General features: G+C 61.0%; 20 protein-coding genes. 11 read left to right on the forward strand and 9 right to left on the reverse strand.

Translation table 11 applies throughout. From position 1 onward, the window contains the following. Positions 1 to 26 precede the first annotated feature (26 nt). A complete protein-coding gene (ppk2, locus tag FHX14_RS05990) occupies positions 27 to 872 on the forward strand; it encodes a polyphosphate kinase 2 (RefSeq protein WP_184376573.1) in 846 nt (281 codons plus the stop codon). Between the two features lie 17 nt (positions 873 to 889). Beyond that, positions 890 to 2,047: an AI-2E family transporter gene (locus FHX14_RS05995; protein WP_003589378.1), complete on the forward strand. Its 1,158-nt coding sequence runs from the start codon at positions 890 to 892 to the stop codon at positions 2,045 to 2,047. Positions 2,048 to 2,083: 36 nt separating this feature from the next. Here the strand turns inward: FHX14_RS05995 and FHX14_RS06000 are convergent, their stop codons facing one another. From FHX14_RS06000 to cax, 3 genes are all read right to left on the reverse strand, one after another. Then, positions 2,084 to 2,320: a hypothetical protein gene (locus FHX14_RS06000; protein ID WP_003589377.1), complete on the reverse strand. Its 237-nt coding sequence runs from the start codon at positions 2,318 to 2,320 to the stop codon at positions 2,084 to 2,086. Positions 2,321 to 2,456: 136 nt separating this feature from the next. Further along, positions 2,457 to 2,768 (reverse strand): potassium channel family protein, encoded by a 312-nt coding sequence (locus tag FHX14_RS06005; protein WP_157179772.1) that lies wholly within the window; start codon positions 2,766 to 2,768, stop codon positions 2,457 to 2,459. A gap of 47 nt (positions 2,769 to 2,815) precedes the next feature. Then, positions 2,816 to 3,910 (reverse strand): calcium/proton exchanger, encoded by a 1,095-nt coding sequence (cax, locus tag FHX14_RS06010; RefSeq protein WP_003589375.1) that lies wholly within the window; start codon positions 3,908 to 3,910, stop codon positions 2,816 to 2,818. Positions 3,911 to 4,425: 515 nt separating this feature from the next. On the opposite strand from cax, the gene FHX14_RS06015 reads away from it, so the two are divergent. Then, positions 4,426 to 6,234, forward strand: a complete 1,809-nt coding sequence (locus FHX14_RS06015; protein WP_003589373.1) for a hypothetical protein — start codon at positions 4,426 to 4,428, stop codon at positions 6,232 to 6,234. Between the two features lie 121 nt (positions 6,235 to 6,355). On the opposite strand, the gene FHX14_RS06020 is transcribed toward FHX14_RS06015, so the two are convergent. The 3 genes from FHX14_RS06020 to FHX14_RS06030 form a co-directional block, all read right to left on the reverse strand. Further along, positions 6,356 to 7,315 carry a hypothetical protein gene (locus FHX14_RS06020; protein WP_003589371.1) on the reverse strand — a complete coding sequence of 320 codons (960 nt, stop codon included), beginning with the start codon at positions 7,313 to 7,315 and terminating at the stop codon, positions 6,356 to 6,358. Positions 7,316 to 7,403: 88 nt separating this feature from the next. Next, on the reverse strand, positions 7,404 to 9,341 hold the full coding sequence (locus tag FHX14_RS06025) for a mechanosensitive ion channel family protein (RefSeq protein WP_003589369.1): 1,938 nt from the start codon (positions 9,339 to 9,341) through the stop codon (positions 7,404 to 7,406). An 11-nt stretch (positions 9,342 to 9,352) separates the two neighbouring features. After that, entirely contained in the window at positions 9,353 to 10,579 is a 1,227-nt protein-coding gene (locus tag FHX14_RS06030) for an alpha/beta hydrolase (protein WP_003589367.1), read from the reverse strand. Between the two features lie 247 nt (positions 10,580 to 10,826). On the opposite strand from FHX14_RS06030, the gene FHX14_RS06035 reads away from it, so the two are divergent. Continuing rightward, positions 10,827 to 11,549: a YoaK family protein gene (locus FHX14_RS06035; RefSeq protein ID WP_003589366.1), complete on the forward strand. Its 723-nt coding sequence runs from the start codon at positions 10,827 to 10,829 to the stop codon at positions 11,547 to 11,549. Between the two features lie 68 nt (positions 11,550 to 11,617). Beyond that, positions 11,618 to 12,403 (forward strand): YdcF family protein, encoded by a 786-nt coding sequence (locus FHX14_RS06040; RefSeq protein ID WP_003589364.1) that lies wholly within the window; start codon positions 11,618 to 11,620, stop codon positions 12,401 to 12,403. 1 nt (position 12,404) lies between these two features. Here the strand turns inward: FHX14_RS06040 and FHX14_RS06045 are convergent, their stop codons facing one another. Continuing rightward, complete coding sequence (locus FHX14_RS06045) at positions 12,405 to 12,878, reverse strand: hypothetical protein (protein WP_003589362.1); 474 nt, start codon at positions 12,876 to 12,878, stop codon at positions 12,405 to 12,407. Between the two features lie 175 nt (positions 12,879 to 13,053). Between FHX14_RS06045 and FHX14_RS06050 the strand changes: the two genes are divergently transcribed. Continuing rightward, complete coding sequence (locus tag FHX14_RS06050; protein ID WP_003583389.1) at positions 13,054 to 13,689, forward strand: trimeric intracellular cation channel family protein; 636 nt, start codon at positions 13,054 to 13,056, stop codon at positions 13,687 to 13,689. A 12-nt stretch (positions 13,690 to 13,701) separates the two neighbouring features. Here FHX14_RS06050 and irrA read toward each other — a convergent pair whose 3' ends face one another. Then, complete coding sequence (gene irrA, locus FHX14_RS06055) at positions 13,702 to 14,121, reverse strand: iron response transcriptional regulator IrrA (protein ID WP_003555773.1); 420 nt, start codon at positions 14,119 to 14,121, stop codon at positions 13,702 to 13,704. 300 nt (positions 14,122 to 14,421) lie between these two features. Here irrA and fabA point away from each other — a divergent pair, with 300 nt between their 5' ends. The 5 genes from fabA (at position 14,422) to FHX14_RS06080 (ending at position 17,717) form a co-directional block, all read left to right on the forward strand. Continuing rightward, positions 14,422 to 14,937 carry a 3-hydroxyacyl-[acyl-carrier-protein] dehydratase FabA gene (gene fabA, locus FHX14_RS06060; protein ID WP_003589358.1) on the forward strand — a complete coding sequence of 172 codons (516 nt, stop codon included), beginning with the start codon at positions 14,422 to 14,424 and terminating at the stop codon, positions 14,935 to 14,937. A gap of 43 nt (positions 14,938 to 14,980) precedes the next feature. Continuing rightward, entirely contained in the window at positions 14,981 to 16,213 is a 1,233-nt protein-coding gene (fabB, locus tag FHX14_RS06065; protein ID WP_003589357.1) for a beta-ketoacyl-ACP synthase I, read from the forward strand. A 4-nt stretch (positions 16,214 to 16,217) separates the two neighbouring features. Then, complete coding sequence (fabI, locus tag FHX14_RS06070; protein WP_003589356.1) at positions 16,218 to 17,024, forward strand: enoyl-ACP reductase FabI; 807 nt, start codon at positions 16,218 to 16,220, stop codon at positions 17,022 to 17,024. A 103-nt stretch (positions 17,025 to 17,127) separates the two neighbouring features. Then, the gene (locus FHX14_RS06075; protein WP_012559482.1) at positions 17,128 to 17,325 is read left to right on the forward strand and encodes a type II toxin-antitoxin system HicA family toxin; all 198 of its coding nucleotides are present in this window, start codon (positions 17,128 to 17,130) and stop codon (positions 17,323 to 17,325) included. Then, positions 17,322 to 17,717, forward strand: a complete 396-nt coding sequence (locus FHX14_RS06080; RefSeq protein WP_003589354.1) for a type II toxin-antitoxin system HicB family antitoxin — start codon at positions 17,322 to 17,324, stop codon at positions 17,715 to 17,717. The genes FHX14_RS06075 and FHX14_RS06080 overlap by 4 nt, the downstream gene beginning before the upstream one ends. A 107-nt stretch (positions 17,718 to 17,824) precedes the next feature. Here FHX14_RS06080 and FHX14_RS06085 read toward each other — a convergent pair whose 3' ends face one another. Then, a complete protein-coding gene (locus FHX14_RS06085) occupies positions 17,825 to 18,841 on the reverse strand; it encodes a class I SAM-dependent methyltransferase (protein ID WP_184376574.1) in 1,017 nt (338 codons plus the stop codon). Positions 18,842 to 18,945 lie beyond the last annotated feature (104 nt).

Below are 18,945 nucleotides of genomic sequence, written 5' to 3' on the forward strand. Positions count from 1 at the left end.
GGTTTCGCTAAAAGGAGGGAGAGAAAATGGACGAGAATTACGAACCCAGCCGGACGGATGGAGAGGCAGGCCGCGTCGAAAAGGATAAGAAGAAGAAAAAGAAATCATGGGATTATGACAAGGAAATCGGGCGGCTGCAGGTGGAACTGGCCCATTTGCAAGCCTGGATCAAGAAATCCGGTGCGAGGATCGTCATCGTCTTCGAGGGGCGGGATGCCGCCGGCAAAGGCGGCATGATAAAGCGTATAACCGAAAGGGTCAGTCCGCGGGTCTTTCGCATCGTCGCATTGCCGGCGCCGACCGACCGTGAGAAATCCCAGATCTACATGCAGCGCTATATCGCGCATATGCCGGCGGCCGGCGAAGTCGTCATATTCGACCGCAGCTGGTACAACCGCGCCGGCGTCGATCGCGTCATGGGATTTTGCAGCGACAAGAAGGCGCAGCGCTTTCTTGAATTGGCGCCCCGCTTCGAGGCGGCGATCGTCGAAAGCGGCGTCGTTCTGCTGAAATACTTCCTGACGGTCAGCGAGGAAGAGCAGGAACGCCGTTTCAGACGCCGGATCGACGACCCGCTGCGGCAGTGGAAACTCAGCCCCATGGATGTCGAATCCTATCAGCGCTGGTGGGACTACACGCGTGTTTATGACGAGATGCTGCGGATGACCGATAGCAATCACGCGCCGTGGTGGGTGGTGCCCTCGGATGACAAGAAACGTGCCCGGGTCAACTGCATCTCGCACATCCTGCAATCCATTCCGTATGAACGGGTGAAGTTTGAGGCGCCCGATCTCGGCAAACGTCAGAAGCGGCCGGCGGATTTCGTGGAGGACCTCAGCGTCCGCCATGTTGTGCCCGACGCGACGTCATAACACGGCTTTAGCCGAACATGGCGGAGAACACAGGCGATACGGCAGCGCAGGGAGCCGGGTCAGGGCAGACTTCAGTAGAGGCGAGAATAAGCGATCTTGTCCGGTTGGGCATCATCGGGCTTTTCGCCTATTGGACGATCGTCTTGATTGCTCCCTTCGCGCTAATCGTTATTTGGTCGGCCATTCTGGCGGTGGCGCTATTCCCGATATTCCAAGCGCTCTGCAGGCTGCTTGGAAACAGGCCCGTCATCGCAGCCAGTATCATCGTCGTCTTTTGCCTCGTCCTGATCATTGCGCCCCTGGCTCTGGTCGCGGTCAATTTTGCCGACACCGCGCAGGCATTGATCGGCAAGTTGCGGGCGGGGGAATTCACGCTGCCCTCGGCGCCGGCCGCCATTCGGGAGTGGCCCGTCGTCGGCGAGCGGATCCATGACGCCTGGAATCAGATTGCAAGCGATCTGGCCGCGACGATCGTCAAGTTTCAGGCGCCCATTCGTGAAGTGACGGCCGTTATCGTCACCAAGCTTGCCTCGATCGGCGGCGGTGTGTTGAGCTTTGTCGTTTCGATCATGCTTTCGGGAATATTTCTCACGCGGTCAGCACGCCTGGCGGCGGCCATACAAGTGCTGGCAAACCGGATCGCCGGTGAAAAGGGTGTCGGCTTTGCCCGGCTGGCGGGAGCCACGGTGCGCAATGTATCGCGGGGTGTCATCGGCGTTGCCTTCCTGCAGACATTGCTCTGCGGATTGTGCTTTGCTTTCTTTGGCGTCCCGGCGCGTGGGGCGCTGACATTCGTGATCTTCATGTTTTGCCTGATGCAGCTGGGGCCGGGGCTCGTGCTTCTTCCCGTTATTATCTGGTCGTGGTTTTCGTGGTCGCCCGCCGCTGCTTTTGCCTTTACCGCCATTACCGTGCCCATCATGCTCATCGACAACATATTGAAGCCCGTGCTGATGGCGCGGGGTCTCTCGACCCCGATGCCGGTCATCCTGATCGGAGTCATCGGCGGCACACTTTCCCACGGGCTGCTGGGCTTATTTCTGGGGCCGGTCGTGCTCAGCGTCTTCTACGAGCTTCTGAAAGCCTGGGCCTGGCCCTCAGTCCAGACCGTGTCGGAAAATAGCGGCCCAGCCAAGCTCGATGCTCTGCCGGAACGCATCGAGCACAGGCAATGACGGTCTGCCGATAGGTCGCAGTGAGCGTTTTCGGGGTCACCGGTTCTTGCAGTAGACGACAACCTCCTGCTCGATTTCGCGGCAGAGCTGTTCATACTCGCTGATCAGCCTCTCTTCGCTGGGGCTCTTATTGCGGAACCGCTCCAGCGCATCGACGGCGAGATCGTAGGATTCAAACATTTCAGCGAGGGCCTCACTAGTCATGCTCGCCAGCAGATGCCGGATATCGGGAAGTCTCAACATCAATTTTCTGCGGCCGCGCTCTTGGCTCATGGGTCAGCTCCGCATTCAAAACACTCCTGCAATGGATACGAAGTCGCCGAGGGAGCGGATCGTTCCCGAGATCACGAATTAATGTATGGACTTGAGAACGACGGGATGCCGCATCCGACTAGGAACGGCTCTACATCTAGCTGCTGCCGTCTCGGTCCGTTGCGTTCAGGGCCTTTACTGTGATGGCCGCAATGACGCCGGTCAGCACGATTCCTGCAAAACCGATGAGCAAGGCCAGTATTCGTGCCGAAACATGTTTGGGCGTGAAATCGCCGTAGCCGATCGTAAGTCCCGTCACGAAGGTAAAATAAAGCGCTTCATCGATCCGCCAATCCTCGATCTGCCAAATTGCAAGACCAGAGGCGACCATGATCGATACGATGCCGGAAAGGATCGGCCAGATGACGCGAAGCTGCTTTGCGAGTGCGATGAAGAACAACCGCCTCATCTTTTGAGTTTGCGGTTCGCCGCCTGATTGCTTGGGAACGCGGAACCTCATCGCACTGCCGGCGGCAAGACATACAGGGTTGTGGCGAAAATGATGTACACCATCAGCACCAGGACGCCGACGAACCACGCCGATCGCCCGCTGTTGGTGACGAACATCGCAGTCACCGTCGCAAGGAACATCATCATCACGGCCCCCGGCCAGAACTGCAGATCCATCGGTGACGGGCCGATCACGTAACTCATCAAGACCAGGACCGGCGCGACGAACAACGCGATCTGGGACGCGCTCCCGAGCGCGATGCCGACGCTCAGATCGAGCCGGTTCTTACGCGCGCCGGAAAACGCCGAGGCCATTTCGGCGGCGGCGCCGACCAATGCGACGACGATGAAACCGACAAAGGCGGGGGTCATTCCGAAGGCGACGGCCGCTTCCTGCACGGATTCGACGAAAATCTCGCTCACCAAGGCCACAAGGACGGTGACCCCGGCAAGCGTGCCGAGAGCAAGGCCGATCGGCCACGGCGCCTCACCGGCCTCGGCATGATCTGCTGACGAGAAAAATTCTCGATGCGTTCCAAGCGTGAACAACAGCCCCAGGCCGTATCCGATGATCAGCAGAACGGCCAGGCTGAGGCTGAGCGTTTGGGTGACCGGGGCAACCGATGCCGTGTCCAATCCGCCAAGCACCGAAGGCATCAGCAGGGCGACTGTAGCCAGGAAAAGCAGGCCGGCCTGAATACGCGCACTGGCGCGGTTGAATTCCTGAATGTGGTATTTGAGCCCGCCGAGCAGAAACGAAGCGCCCAGCATGAACAGCGTGTTGGTGACGATCGCTCCGGCGATCGATGCCTTGACCAGCGTATATTGACCGGCCTGTAGCGCAGCCAGCGCGATGACCAGCTCGGTCAGATTTCCGAGGGTCGCATTCAGCAGCCCGCCGGCTGCGTCACCCGTCTTGGCGGCAACAGATTCCGTCGCATGGCTGAGTAGCCCGGCGAGCGGCACGATGGCCAACACCGACAGGACGAAAAGCGCCGTGTGGGCTTCGGGAAAGAGTGCCGCAGCCAAGAACACCACCGGCACAGCGGCCAGCAGCCAGCGTATGGGGCTGCCGCGAATCTCTTTGAAAAGTGGGCTCAACCTTTCCCCCCGTGATTATCCTCGCGCGTTGCAGCAATGTCAGCGGGAGCTGATCTGCTCCTACCCAACGCCGAGGATTCTGCCTTGCTCGTTCCCCTATCCCGGACGCGGCCTCCGGAAACGTCGTTTGCAAGGAAGGCCAGACGCCTGGAACGTGCAGCAGACCGGATTGCCTGCGCCTGTTGGTCACTGTCGGCACGGGGCCGATTTTATGCGCGGCGCGGACGCTGATCGAAGACCGTTTGCTGCGATAGATTGTGATTGTCTCCCCGAAGGCGGGGCTTTGAGCCCAACCAATGGCGATGAAATCCGGCGCCGCCTATAGATTTGCACCCAAGACCTTCGACGAGCAAGAGAGGCTACGCGATACTACAAGGATTGCCCACCCACCGGGCTGGGGAGGAATTGCATCCACTCTTGCCGCGCCCCCCAGGCCGGCCGGCGCTCGATAAATCGAAGCGATGCTTGCAACTGCAAGCTCCTCGGATATGATGCTTTAGAAGAAGCTTACATAAATGCGTGATCTTGTCGTGGGGGCGATCATGAGAAACGCGACAAACGTCAATCTATTCAGCAGTCTTGGGCCGACGGCTGAGGAAATCTGCCGGCAGGCCGAGAGAATTCTCGCAAGTGAAGAATTTCACGCGCCGCAGCGCGGCCGAAATTTTCTGGAGTTTGTCGTCAACGAGACGCTCGCCGGCCGATCTGGCTTCCTGAAGGCGTTCACCATCGCAAATGTGGTTTTTGGCAGGGAAGCGTCCTTCGATCCGCAGAATGATCCGGTCGTCCGGATCGAGGCCGGCCGGATACGAAAGGCCCTGGAACGGTATTATCTCGTCGCGGGCCAGGCAGACGAGGTCATTATTACGATGCCGAAAGGCGGATATGTCCCGCATTTCGAATATGTCCGCGATGCGGCGATGACGCCGCCGCTGAACGAGCCGGAAAATGCTCGGATCGCAGACCTCGCGAATCAAGCTCATCCACTTCCGGAGGCGCACCCTCCGACGCTGCCGGCGGGTCGCGGCCGCGGGATCGCTCTACCGGCCATCTTCGTTTTTCTTCTCCTCGCACTGGTGTCCGCACTTTTTATTGCCCGAAGTGTCCCGGTGCGCGCGCCGCCGCCGGCAGCCGCCTCGCCGACGGTTGCCGTCGAGGTGTTCGCCGAAAGCAGCTCCGTCGATTCCAGGGCGGATATCGCCCGCGGCCTGAGGGATGATATTATCGGCCAGCTTGCTCAGCGCGATGAGGTCATCGTCGTCGCCGATCCGTCGACGGGTGATCGTGCCGTTGCTGCCGACTACGCGCTGCAAGGCAACATCCAGATGGACGGCAGCAGGTTACGTTCGGTCGCCAGGCTGGTGCGCCAAAGGGACGGGGTCGTCATCTGGGCCGATAATTTCGATGCCGATTTTCGCGCTCAAAACAAGCTTGGAATTCAAGCAAACGTCGCCCGGCAAATCGCCGGTGCGATAGCGCAGCCCCATGGCGCGATCTTTCAGGCCGAGCCAGCGATGATCGCGCGGTCGGGCCTAAAGGCAGACCAAAATGCTGAAGCCTGTAGCCCGGCCTATGATAGCTATCTTCAGACGATGACTGCGCAAAGCCATAGTGTCGTGCGCGAGTGCCTGCGACAGGCAACCCAGCGTAACCCTGATAATGCTACGTCCTGGGCGCTCTTGTCCCTTGTCTATCTTGACGAAGTGCGATTTCGCTACAGGCTCGGCACCCCATCTTCGGCCGAACCTCTCGAATTGGCGAATGCTTCAGCGCAACGGGCGGCATCGCTCGCGCCGGACAATACCCGCGTGCTCCGCGCCGTTATGCTGGTGAATTTCTTCCGGGGAGATATCGACAAAGCACTGGCGGCTGGAACGGCGGCCTATGCTGCAGATCCCGACGATGTGGAAGTTGCGGGCGAGTACGGTTTGCGTTTGGCGATGGCGGGGAAATGGCAATCGGGCTGCGAGTTGGTTTCGATCGCATTCGACAAAAATGTCGGCCCCAGAGGTTATTACGCGGGCGGCATGGCGATGTGCGCCTTTATGCGGGGCGATATCGACGCGGCGGAACAATGGTCGAGAATATCCGATCTCGACTTCAATCCCATGCGCCACCTTGCCCTGCTGTCCATTCTCGGGGCAGCGGGCAAAACGGCTGAGGCCAAGCTGGAGCAGGATTGGCTCCTTGCCAACGCGCCGGCATTGATGACGAACATCCGCCAGGAGATTTCCCTACGCTTGCAGCGGCCGGAGGATCAGGAAAGGGTCCTTGCGGGACTGCGGGCCGCAGGCGTCGCCATTGACCTGCCGTCGGGAGGATAATCCATGTTGCCCGGAAGTGTGCGGCGGTTCCGACATGGACAAATCAAAGAGCTTTGGTGCGAGCAACCATGCCTATTGGATGGTCCCCCTGCGATCTGAAACATGGTCGCTTGCACCGCGGCTACGGAAGCGGCCCTGCGCCGCTCAGTTTGCGGCTACTTGAAATTTCCATAATGATTTGAGCGGCAATTTCGTCCTCGACATCGAGAATGGTTTGATCGCGCAGCTCGCGTTCATATTGATTTGCCCAGACGACCGCGCCGTCGGCGCCGTTGACCAGGCGGACATGCAGATGCAGGACCGTGCCCTCGACTACGGTGCTGCCCTGAAGATTGAACAGCGAGCCGGTCGTCTCCATGCCGGATCGACCGGGAGCAAGCACGACAAGACTGTCCACCTTCATGAGCTTGGCGATCAGCTGATCGACCAGGCCCTTGGCAAAATCCGCCGCGCGCGCGGTGCCGCCGAGGGCCGCGAAGGGTTCGACAACCATCCTGGTCTTGCCCATCAATGTCGACGCGGCAGGTGCTGCCGGCGTTTTCTGTGGCGAGAGGTAGGATTCCATCGGACGGATGAGGGCAAGTACCGCGATTGCACCGAAGAGGGCAGGAATCCCGATCGGCAGCAGAAGATCGCGATAGCGTAGCGGTCGCTCATGCCCGGGCACATGGCCCTGGCGGTTTGGCGGCGTGGCCGCCCCACCAGGGGTGGAGCCTTCGTCATCGCTGGAAAAATGCGGAGCATAGCCCCCTTTGGGAATGGTGATTTGTATCGGGTCGCCGCTTCCGCAGACGAGATAGTATCGTTCGAGGGCGCGACGGATGCGCCCCGCTTCGATGCGGACAACCGGATCGTTCTGGGCATCGAAGGAGGCATCGCGGCCGAATACCGCCTGTGCGATCGCAAAGGCCTTAAGCTGGTCGCCGTGGCCTTCAAGCGTCTCTTCGACGATATACTGCAGAAAGCGGCGCCCGCGTTCAGGCGCAAGGAATTCCGGGCTTGCGAGGATACGATCAAGCTGCGCGCGAACGCCTTCGGGGTCTTGACGGGCCTGGCTGTCTCCTCGTTCTTCCGGTGCCATTTGGACCTCCCGCGATGCGGTCATATCACTTCAAGGCTGATCGTTTTATCCATCTGTCGGCGGTCGCCTGCCACAGCGGCCGGCGAGGTCACTTTGCCGGCGCCGCCGTGTTTGCCGCCTGCTGCGCGCGGATCGCTTGCGCGGCTGCCGCTGCGCCGCCGCCTTTGTCGTCGCCTCCGACTTGCACCGTTGGCTGCGCAAATGCGATGCCGTTGGCGAGAAACACCTCGCGAATCTTGGCATAGGCCTTGCGGCGGATATAGGTCTGCATGCCCGGCACTGTGGTCATGGCGAAGCTCAACACGATGCCATAATCGCCGAACTGCTCGACGCCCTTCATTTTCAGCGGCTCGATGAAGTGCTGGCCGAGTTCCGGATCTTCGATCAGTTCGGCTCCGACCTTCTTGGTCAGCTTGCGCGCCTTGTCTATGTCGGTGTCGAAACCGACGGTGATCCTGAACTTGTCGATCACCCAGTCCCGGCTCATGTTCTCGACGGCACCCAACTCGCTGAACGGCACCGTGAACACCGGGCCGCGATGATGGCGCAAACGAACCGAGCGCAGGCTGAAGCTCTCCACAGTCCCTTTGTAGTCCTTGGCCTGAATGTATTCGCCCACCCGGAAGGCGTCGTCGAGCATGTAGAACACACCGTTGATGACGTCCTTGACCAGGGTCTGCGAGCCGAAACCGATGGCGACGCCGAAGATGCCTGCTCCGGCAATCAGCGGGCCGATCTGCACACCCAATTGCGCCAATACGATCAGCCCGGCCATGACCGCGACAGCGACGGCCAAGGCGTTGCGAAAGATTGGGAGAAGGGTGCGAAACCGGGCGCGTCGGGCGGCGTCGGCCGGCGCGAGGGATGTCGTGCCTGTGGAGACACGCAGCGTCCGATCGATCCAGCCTCGCGCTATTTGCCAAAGAAGGTCGGCAACCACGAGGATCAGCACGCTCTTCAGGCAGCCGTAAAACAAGGCGGCGATCATCGGGTCGCGCTGACCGAGCGTATCCGGATTGAGATGCCAGACGAGCGCCAGCCATCCCACGGCGGCCGCGATAACCGCGGCGCGCGCGCCGCGGGCGACCAGGATGCCGCGCAGGCTGCCTGGATCGCTGGTGAAGGAGAGCGCCATGCGGCCGACGGCATTCAGGATCCCCGGCAACACCAGCGCATAGATGCCGATCCAGAACAGGCCCTTCATATTGACGCACCAGATGAGCCACAGGACGACGAGAAAGGCTGTTCTCGCGGCTTTCCAGGCGCGGCTTCCGTCCGAGATCGACCATACGGCCTCGATCCCAAGCAACAGCCCGATCACCGAGAAGCAGTAGGTGATGGCGCTGCTGACCTCAGGGGAAACGCCAAGCGGCTCGCCGACGGCTGCTGTCGCGATCGCAAAACTGATGACCCCGAACAGGATCAAGAGCCGCCTGCGCAGCGACGAGCCCATCGTCGCCGTCGACAGAAGCGCGGCCGCCAATCGAAACAGGATGAAGGCCGAGAGATAGGCAAGCAGCGTCACCCGCGCGAGCGGCGGCCATTCCACTGCGAAAAAGACGATGCCCATCGCTCCCGCGAATATGCCGACCGGGATAAGCCGGCCAAGCAGTGCCTCGCGGCGCGCGGCAAATCTGCGATACACCGCCTCGGCGGCGAGACCGAAAGCGACCAGCCCGCCGAATATGACGAAGACCGGCGCATAGCCTCTGCCGGCAGCTTCGCGCCTTGCTCGTGTTGCCGCGGCCGTCACCTCTGCCGGGATCGCCGGAATCGCCGTCAGAACAGCGTTCACACGTTCCCGCGCGCCGGCCTCCCACCGGGCCAAGGACGAATTGCCGGCCGGTGAAGCAGGTGTCACAGGCGCACTCTCCGCCTTGCGGCTATCCAGCCAGGCTTTCACCTCTGGATCCTGCAGAAGGCGCACGAGGTCGTCGATCTTCTGCTGCTGGCCCACCGGCGGCGTCTGCGCCAAAGCACTCAACGCGAAGAGAAAAGCGGCGGTGAAGGAAAGAAGCCATTTCAACCTGAAACTCCTCACTGTGTCAGCGTCTGTTGCTTCAGGTCGCCGTCGAGCGTCTCGTTGGCAGCTCGCGGCGGCTTCTTCCGCGTGACGGGCTGTTCGATGATCGCAACCGGCGCCGCGGCGGCGGTCGCGGCAACGGTGCCGATCGTCGATACCGTTCCGCCGACGACGGCCGTAATGCCCTGACCCAGCGTGACCTTGGAATCGGTCAAGGTCTGGCCGGTCATGAGGCGCTGGCCGATGAGCTGGACGATCTCGGGACTTTCGGCGAATTTGCCGTGATTGAGCCTGTCGTGGGTCTTCACCTTCGTCAGGTCGATGGCAGTGATGCCCGCATTTTCCAGCTTCGAGCGGTAGGGCTCCTCGGCCGGATTGATCGCGCCAAGACGGGAAACGCGTCCGGTGATGAAGCTCGAAACCGCAAGAGCCTTGTCGTCCTGGGAAACGAAGATCGTGAATTTCGGACGCGGCTCGCCCATCTCCACATATTGTTTGGCGAAGACCTGGATGTCGATGTCGGGCGAGGCCAGGATGACATTGTGGATCTTCGAAATGACGTGACCGTCGCGTATTCCCATCTGCCGCAGCGATTCCATGGCAAGCCACGTTCCCATCGAATGGGCCATGACGGTGATGTCCTTGACGTCGGGGTCGGCTGCCAGCGTGCGGAGCGCCTGCTCCAGCGCGGTACGCGAATAGTTCGTACTCTCCTTGTCGTATTGGTAGGCGGTGATCTCCGCTCTCGACGGCCAGGTGAACAGGACAGGCGTCGCCTGCATCTTGCTGTCATGCACCAATTGCGCCAGCCGGAAGACGGAATCCTCATAGGTGTTGTTGAAGCCATGGATGAAGACGAGCGCATGGCCGCCGTGCACATGCTGCCGGAACCAGACGCGGCCCTGTGCCACGGTGTCGATCTGCTGAACACGGGTGACGGCAAAGTCGGTGGCCGGATCGGGCGGAAGCCGCTTCGGCCACTGCACGGTGCCGGCTTCGCGCTTTGCCGGGATCGAAATCGAGATCTGCGTCAGATGCGGCTTAGAACTGCGCTCGCCGTTGAAGAGCGTCGCCGGGTTCCCGGAAGGCTCGCGCGTGGTCGCAACCAGCATGTCGACCGTGGAGGTCGGCGCTATCGACGATGAAGACAATGAGGCTGAAACTGGCGTCATCACGCCGCCCGGATGCCCGCAACTTGCCAGAAGAAGTAGAAGAAAAAGAGCCACGCTACGCTTTGCCATTCACGCATCCAGCAATCGCTCGAGAGGGCGTTCCGAGCCCTGGATACTAGCAGGCGGGTTATATCGGCGCTTGTAGCATCACGTAATATCTGTGGCGTTCAAGGCGATGGAGATCATCGATCGACAAGTCCCGATCCAACCTGGGCGAATTGCTGCAGTCCGTCTGATCGTCTTTGCCAATTCCTAAATGAACAGCATGTATATTTGCTGCCGGAATCTCAGCGATTCGGCTTCAGGACTAGCAGTCATGACCAGAGCAAGACGCCGCCGCCTCATCCGTACTAGGCGAACCCTGACCGGGGTTGGCCTCGTCGGCTCGATCTCTTTTCTGGCTGGCATGACCGATGCGACCGGGCTGCTGCTGACCGGCGATTTCGTGTCCTTCATGACCGGCAATACGACGCGGGCCGCACTCGCCCTGAGTGATGGCAATCTCTACCACGCGGCGGTGCTGATCTCCGCCATCCTCGTTTTCGTGCTCGGCAATGCGGCAGGCATCGTCATTGCCCATATCTCCGAGCGCCGTATTTTCGTGGTGCTCGGTTGCGTCGGTCTCGTCCTGGCGCTCGCCTCGGTGACGACGATGCAGGGCCTGTTGCTTGCCCGCTTCTATATGATCGTTTTCGCCATGGGCATGGTGAACGCTGCTGTCGAGCATATCGAGGGCCTGCCGATTGGGCTGACTTATGTCACCGGTGCCTTGTCGCGCCTCGGCCGCGGCATTGGCCGCTGGATCATCGGCGATCGCCATATCGGATGGACGATCCAGATCGTGCCCTGGGGCGGCATGGTGCTCGGGGCGATCGCCGGCGCCGTCCTGACGCGGCTGACCGGTGCGCATGCGCTGTGGATGGTTTCTCTCTTTGCCATGGTGCTTGCGCTCGCCGCCATGTTCATCCCCCGGCCGCTTCAGCGGCGCTTCAACCAGAAGATCGCGCCGCATCGACCGGCCGTTGCGCCGGCGAAATAGAACCGTCGCATTCCTGTTACCATCGAATCGGATAGGAAGGACCGCCGCCCATCCTCAAGGAGTAGGTCTTGTTCGTCATTTCGAAGCTTGTCTGGATTTTCGCCCAGCCGCTGTCGCTGGCATTCTTCCTCGTCTTTCTTGCCCTCATTGCCGGCCTGCTGCGGTGGCGGACCTTGAGTATCCTTAGCGCAACGGGTTCGGCCCTCATCCTCTTCGTCACGCTCTACACCACGGCCGGCAACCTGATGATGCAAGGCCTCGAGCAGCGCTTCGCAAAGCCCGCCGACCCCGATAGCCTGCAATGCATGATCGTGCTTGGCGGCGGCTTCGAAAACGAGGTGAACACGGCGCGCCACGGCATCGAATTCAACGCCGCGGCCGATCGCTTCGTCGAAGCCTTGCGGCTCGCGCAGAAATTTCCGCAGTCGCGCATTCTGGTGTCGGGCGGCGACGGCTCCCTTTCGGGCATCTATGAAGGCGACGCGGCGGCATCCGAGCGCTTCTTCCCGCTCTTCGGCGTCGGCAAGGACCGCCTGATCGAGGAGACGCAGTCGCGCACCACCTTCGAAAACGCCGTCAACACCAAGGAATTCCTGGCAAGCCAGGGGCTTGTCAATTGCCTGCTGATCACCTCGGGTTTCCATATGCCGCGCTCCGTCGGCATCTTCCGCAAGCTCGGCATCGATATCGTGCCCTGGCCGACCGATTATCGCACCGACGGTGAGGTGAAGGCGGGCTTGGATTTCACCCAGCCGAACCTCAACGCGCAGAACATGGCGACGGCGATCCGCGAATGGTACGGCCTGGTCGGCTATTATCTCGCCGGCCGGACCTCGGCGCTTTATCCGCGCTGAGTTACTTTTTTGAGATGGTGACGAATTTCGTGCCGCGCACACGCGCGGTCACGATGCAGGGGTCACCTTCGGTGCGGTCGCAGAACCGCGGATGCATCTTCATCGCCAGCACCATGTTGCCGAAGCGCTGGACGAAGTCGTAACCGTAGATCTGCGCCGTCGCGATCATGAAATAACCGCCTTCGGCCACCTGCAGATAGAAATTATAGGTGCAGCCATCATCGTTGCATTGCGGCCCCTTCTCACCGTCGCAGGTCAGCTGGCCCTCATTGACCACGGCATCGATCAGCCCGTCATTGTTGATGTCCTGCCGGGTGACGAAGCCGTCGGCGAATTCGGCCGCCTTGCATTGCGCCTGGAAATGTTTCTTCTCGTAGATCTCCGGATCGGAGATCAGCGATTGCTGGCCGAAGGCCACAGCCGGCATGATCACCAGCAGGAGAATATTCAGAACGGCGAGCACCAGCGTTTTCACGGCTTTCCTCTTTTGGATAAGGCTCTGCAGCCCGATGCATGTCGCCCACAAAGTGTGCAGCGGTTCTTGGTCAACGACATGCATCAATAAACACATTATCTTTATGGCCGCACCGCCTTGCGCCGCCCTTGCCGCCGTGGTTTTTGGTGAAATATTCCGCCGTTCCGGGGTTCGCATGTCCTTGCTCGTTTATCTCGATTACGCCGGCATCGCGCTGTTTGCCGCGACAGGCGCGCTCGCCGCCTCGCGCAAGCAGCTGGACCTGATCGGTTTTCTGTTTTTCGCCATGGTGACGGGAACGGGCGGCGGCACCGTGCGCGATATCGTGCTCGGCCGCGTGCCGGTCTTCTGGGTGCTGAACCCGGCCTATATCCTCGTCTGCTGCATCGTCGGCGTCGTGGTTTTCTTCACCGCCCACCTGCTGGAGTCGCGCTATCGCCTGCTGATCTGGCTGGATGCGATCGGCCTTGCCGCCTATTGCGTGCTCGGCGCCGCCAAGGGCCTTGCCGCCACCGGCTCACCGACCATTGCGATCGTCACCGGCACGCTGACGGCGACCTTCGGCGGCATTCTGCGCGATCTGATGGCAAATGAGCCCTCGGTGCTGCTGAGGCCGGAGATTTACGTGACCGCCGCCCTTATCGGCGCCGGCGTCTTCACGCTCGCCAATGGGCTGGGAATGCCGCTCTATCTGGCGTCTGCCTGCGGTGTCGTGGCGGCCTTCGCGGTGCGCGGCGGCGCTCTGTGGTTCGGCTGGACTTTTCCGACCTACAGGCACAAGCCCGGCCGGCACCCCGACGATGTCATGTGAAACAGCGTGTCGTCAGCCCTGCTTCGCCCGCAGCCGGATCACCACGTCGACATGGGCGATCTCCATGCCTTCAGGCGGCTCCGGCAGATTGGCGATCGTCAGGTTGCTGACGGGAATGTCGAGCACCTCGTTTTCGCCTTCGACGAAGAAATGGTGGTGGTCGGAAACATTGGTGTCGAAATAGGTCTTGGCACTCTCGACGGCGAGAACGCGGATGAGGCCGGCTTCGGTGAACTGATGCAGCGTGTTGTAGACGGTTGCCAGTGACACCGGCACGCCGGCGGCGACCGCCTCCTCATGCAGTTCCTCGACCGTCAAATGCCGGTCACCCTTGGCAAACAGCAGGTCGCCGAGCGCGACGCGCTGGCGGGTAGGCCGCAGGCCTGCGCCGCGCAGCCTGACCTCTATGGCGATCGGGAGTGCACCCGTCATCAAAACCAACTCCGGTTATTCCTGCATAATTCAATCATGTTTCTTCAAGCGGTATAACTTTTGCACAGGAGCCTTTCAATAGTTCAATGGGGACAAGAGCCTGATAAACGCCGCCAAAACCGGCTTTTAACGCAAATAGGTCTGGTCGCAGCCCTGGCCTTCCTGTATGCGACCACCAAATAATAGCGCAAGCTTGGTCCGGGACCATGGATGAAGCCGCCTTGCTCGTGCTTCATTTTCTGAAGAACTTGGACTACACGTTCACATCCATGGGCTCACGCGGGAGGGAAAAGAAACTTTATGACGACCAGACAGTCCAGCTTCTCGTACGACGAACTCATCGCCTGCGCACATGGCGAGCTGTTCGGGCCCGGCAATGCGCAGCTTCCGCTGCCGCCCATGCTGATGGTTCACCGCATCACCGATATTTCCGAAACGGGCGGGACCTTCGACAAGGGGTATCTCAGGGCCGAATACGACGTACGTCCCGACGATTGGTATTTTCCCTGCCATTTCGAAGGCAATCCGATCATGCCGGGCTGCCTCGGCCTTGACGGCATGTGGCAGCTGACCGGCTTCTTCCTGGGCTGGCTCGGCGAGGAAGGCCGCGGCATGGCGCTGTCGACAGGCGAAGTGAAATTCAAGGGCATGGTCCGCCCGCACACCAAGCTGATCGAATATGGCATCGACTTCAAGCGCGTCATGCGCGGCCGTCTGGTCCTCGGCACGGCCGACGGCTGGCTGAAGGCGGACGGCGAAACCATATATCAGGCGGCCGATCTTCGCGTCGGTCTCTCGAAAGACAAGACGGCCTGAACCGCATCTCGAGCGGCTCACGAAACAAAAAAGGTTTGATCAGATGAGACGGGTAGTTGTCACGGGTCTGGGTATCGTGTCCTCGATCGGAAACGACGCCGCCGAAGTCACCGAATCCTTGCGGCAGGCAAAGTCGGGTATCTCCTTCTCCAGCGATTTCGCAGAGCACGGCTTCAAGTGCCAGGTTTGGGGCAGCCCCAAGCTCGGCGCTGCGGAGCTTGCCGAACTGGTCGATCGCCGCGCCATGCGCTTCCTGTCGCAGGGCGGCGCCTGGAACCATGTCGCGATGAAGCAGGCACTGGCCGATTCCGGGCTGGACGAGAAGGACTACGCTCAGAACGAGCGCACCGGCATCATCATGGGCTCCGGCGGCCCGTCCACCCGCACCCTGATCGAGGCGGCCGACATCACCGTCAAGAACAACAGCCCGAAGCGCATCGGCCCCTTCGCCGTGCCGAAGGCGATGTCCTCGACCGCATCGGCGACCCTTGCCACCTGGTTCAAGATCCACGGCGTCAATTACTCGATCTCGTCGGCCTGCTCGACATCGGCGCATTGCATCGGCAACGCTGCAGAGATGATCCAGTGGGGCAAGCAGGACGTGATGTTCGCCGGCGGCCACGAAGATCTCGACTGGACGATGTCCAACCTCTTCGACGCCATGGGCGCCATGTCCTCCAAGTACAACGATACGCCCGACAGCGCCTCGCGCGCCTATGACGTCAACCGCGACGGTTTCGTCATCGCCGGCGGCGCCGGCGTGCTGGTGCTCGAGGAGCTGGAGCGCGCCAAGGCCCGCGGTGCCAAGATCTATGCCGAAATCGTCGGCTACGGCGCAACTTCGGACGGTTACGACATGGTTGCTCCCTCGGGCGAAGGCGCCATCCGCTGCATGCGCCAGGCGCTCGCCACCGTCAAAGGCGACGTCGACTACGTCAACACCCACGGCACCTCGACGCCGGTCGGCGACAGCAAGGAAATCGGCGCCATCCGCGAGGTATTCGGCGCCAAGATCCCGCATATCCAGTCGACCAAGTCGCTGACCGGCCATTCGCTGGGTGCGGCGGGCGTGCAGGAATCGATCTATTCGCTGCTGATGATGCAGCAAGGCTTCATCGGCGAAAGCGCCCATATCACCGAGCTCGATCCCGAATTCGAAGGCGTGCCGATCGTGCGCAAGCGTATCGACGATGCGAAGATCGATATCGCCCTCTCCAACTCCTTCGGCTTCGGCGGGACGAACGCCACGCTCGTCTTCCAGCGCTATAACGGATAATAAAATGACTGGAATCATGCAGGGTAAGCGCGGCCTCATCATGGGCGTCGCAAACAACCACTCGATCGCCTGGGGAATCTCAAAAGCTCTTGCCGCACAGGGTGCGGAACTCGCCTTCACCTATCAGGGCGACGCGCTCGGCAAGCGCGTCAAGCCGCTTGCCGCCGAAGTCGGCTCGGATTTTGTGATGCCCTGCGACGTCGAGGACATCGCCTCGGTCGATGCCCTGGTCGACGCGATCGAAGAGCGCTGGGGCAAGCTCGATTTCATCGTCCATGCCATCGGTTTTTCCGACAAGAACGAGCTGAAGGGTCTCTACGCCGATACGACGCGCGAGAATTTCAGCCGCACCATGGTCATTTCCTGTTTCTCCTTCACCGAGATCGCCAAGCGCTGCGCGCCGTTGATGGAAGATGGCGGTGCGATGCTGACGCTGACCTATAACGGCTCGACGCGAGTCATCCCGAATTACAATGTGATGGGCGTCGCCAAGGCAGCGCTCGAGGCTTCGGTGCGTTATCTCGCCGCCGACTACGGCCCGCGCGGCATCCGCGTCAACGCCATATCGGCCGGCCCGATCCGCACGCTGGCCGGCGCCGGCATCTCGGACGCGCGCGCGATCCTTTCCTGGAACCAGCGTAACGCGCCGCTGCGCAAGACCGTCACCATCGACCAAGTCGGCAACTCCGCGCTCTACCTGCTTTCGGATCTTTCCGCCGGCGTTACCGGCGAAATCCACTTCGTCGACGCGGGCTTCAACGTCACCTCCATGCCGACGCTGGACACGCTGCGCAGGGCCGACGTCGAGTAAGAACTTGTTCCGATGTGTCTAAAAGGCCATGCGCATCATGATGCGCATGGCCTTGCTGTTTTTGGCTGCAAGAATTATATTGAACAGGGATTTGGGGCGATCCGTGGAGCGGAACAGTCAGAAGATCATCGCCAGGCTGAAGCGGGAGGGCTTCGAAATCGTTTCGATCAAGGGCTCGCACCACAAGCTTCGAAGAGGCAATCAAACCATCATCGTTCCGCACCCGAAGAAGGATCTGCCGATCGGCACGGCGCTTGCTATTGCCAAGCAAGCCGGATGGAATGCGAGTGACAAATCATGAAATATTTCATTGCTCTCGTGCATAAGGACAGCGACAGCGCATTCGGGATCAGCTTTCCAGATCTGCCGGCGGTATTTTCGGCCGCCGATGAGGAAGAAGACCTGACTGCCAACGCCATAGAAGCCCTTCGCCTCTGGGCGGAAGATGAAACTTTGCCGATGCCATCCTCATATGACGAGATCAGTTCTCGGCAGGATATCCGCGAGCAACTGGCTGCCGGTGCTTTCCTGACGCGTGTTCCCTTTATCGAAGACGCCACGCGCACCGTTCGAGCCAATGTCACCTTCGACAAAGGCATGCTTGAGGCAATCGACAAGGCTGCAAAGGAGCGTGGTCTGACCCGCTCGGCTTTCCTTGCGAGTGCGGCCCGCAAGGAAATCGAAGCCGCCTGAGCTCTAAAGCGCGTCGCGATCTTTCAGATTCGCTCCTCGCGCTTTAGCTCTTTGTTTTTGCGCATGTCGTTGCCGCAAAACCGCTGCACACTTTTGCGCGACATGCTTTATTTCTTCGCCCACAGCACCTTGAAGCGGGCGTTGCGGCAGGTTTCACCGCTTTCCCTGAAATTCGCCGCCAGAACCGGCTCGTAGGGCAACCCGCGATTGGCGACCAGCATCAGGCGGCCGCCGCCGCGAAGGGCCGATGCGGCGGTCTTGATCATTGCCTGGCCGAGTGCCGGATCGGCGGCGTGCCCTTCGTGGAAGGGCGGGTTCATGATGACGAGATCGTATTTGTCCTTGACCGGCTCGCCCGCCAGATCGTGCCAGAAGAAGCGCGCAGGCGCGTTCGGGCAGTTCTCGGCCAGATTATCCCGCGCAGCCTGCAGAGCCGCGTGATCGGCCTCGTAGAGGTCGAGGCGGGTCAGTCCGCGCGACCTCTGTGCCAGCTCGACGGAGAGATAACCCCATCCGGCACCGAAATCCGCCACGTCGCCGGTAAAATCCTGCGGCAAGCGCGAGGCGAGCAGTTCCGACCCGGCATCGATCCGGTCATGCGAGAATATGCCGGCGGTCGCGTTGAAGCGGCCGTCGACGCGCACCGGCGCCTTTGCCAGCTTCGAGACGATCTCCTCGGCATCGGCAGGGCGGCCGAACCAGAAGGCGACGCCGTGATATTTTGGCATATGGTCAATGGCGAGGCCGAAGCCTTCGAGGCGCTTGCGCAACGGCTGAATGCCGTCTTCCTTGGCGCCGGCAACGACGATCAGGCCGCCGACCCGTGTGCGGGCGATGGCGGCGGCAAGATTGGCCTCGTTCTCGCCCTTGTGCTTCGTGCAGAGCACCAGGGCGGCATCATAGTCCTCGCCGTCGATCTCGGGCTTTGCTTCGATCCGCTGCGCCTGAAGCTGCCGGTAGAGCGGCCGGAAGCCCTGGACAGCGCTGAGCGCGGCGGCAAAACCTTCCGGCAGCGCAAAGCCTGCCTCGGCGCCGAGGAAGAGCACGCGCTCGCCCTCGCCGGGCGCCGCGACCGTGCCGCTGGCAAAGGGATGGAACAGGGTCTTCAGCGTCTCGCGGCTCATGGGTCTCGTCTCGTTAAAGCATGTCGCGCAAAAGTGTTGAGCGGTTCTGCGGCCACGACATGCGCAAAACCAGGATACAAAAAGGGCGCGGAAGATTCCCGCGC

Source organism: Rhizobium sp. BK619 (assembly GCF_014195245.1).
GTDB classification, from domain to species: Bacteria; Pseudomonadota; Alphaproteobacteria; order Rhizobiales; family Rhizobiaceae; genus Rhizobium; species Rhizobium acidisoli.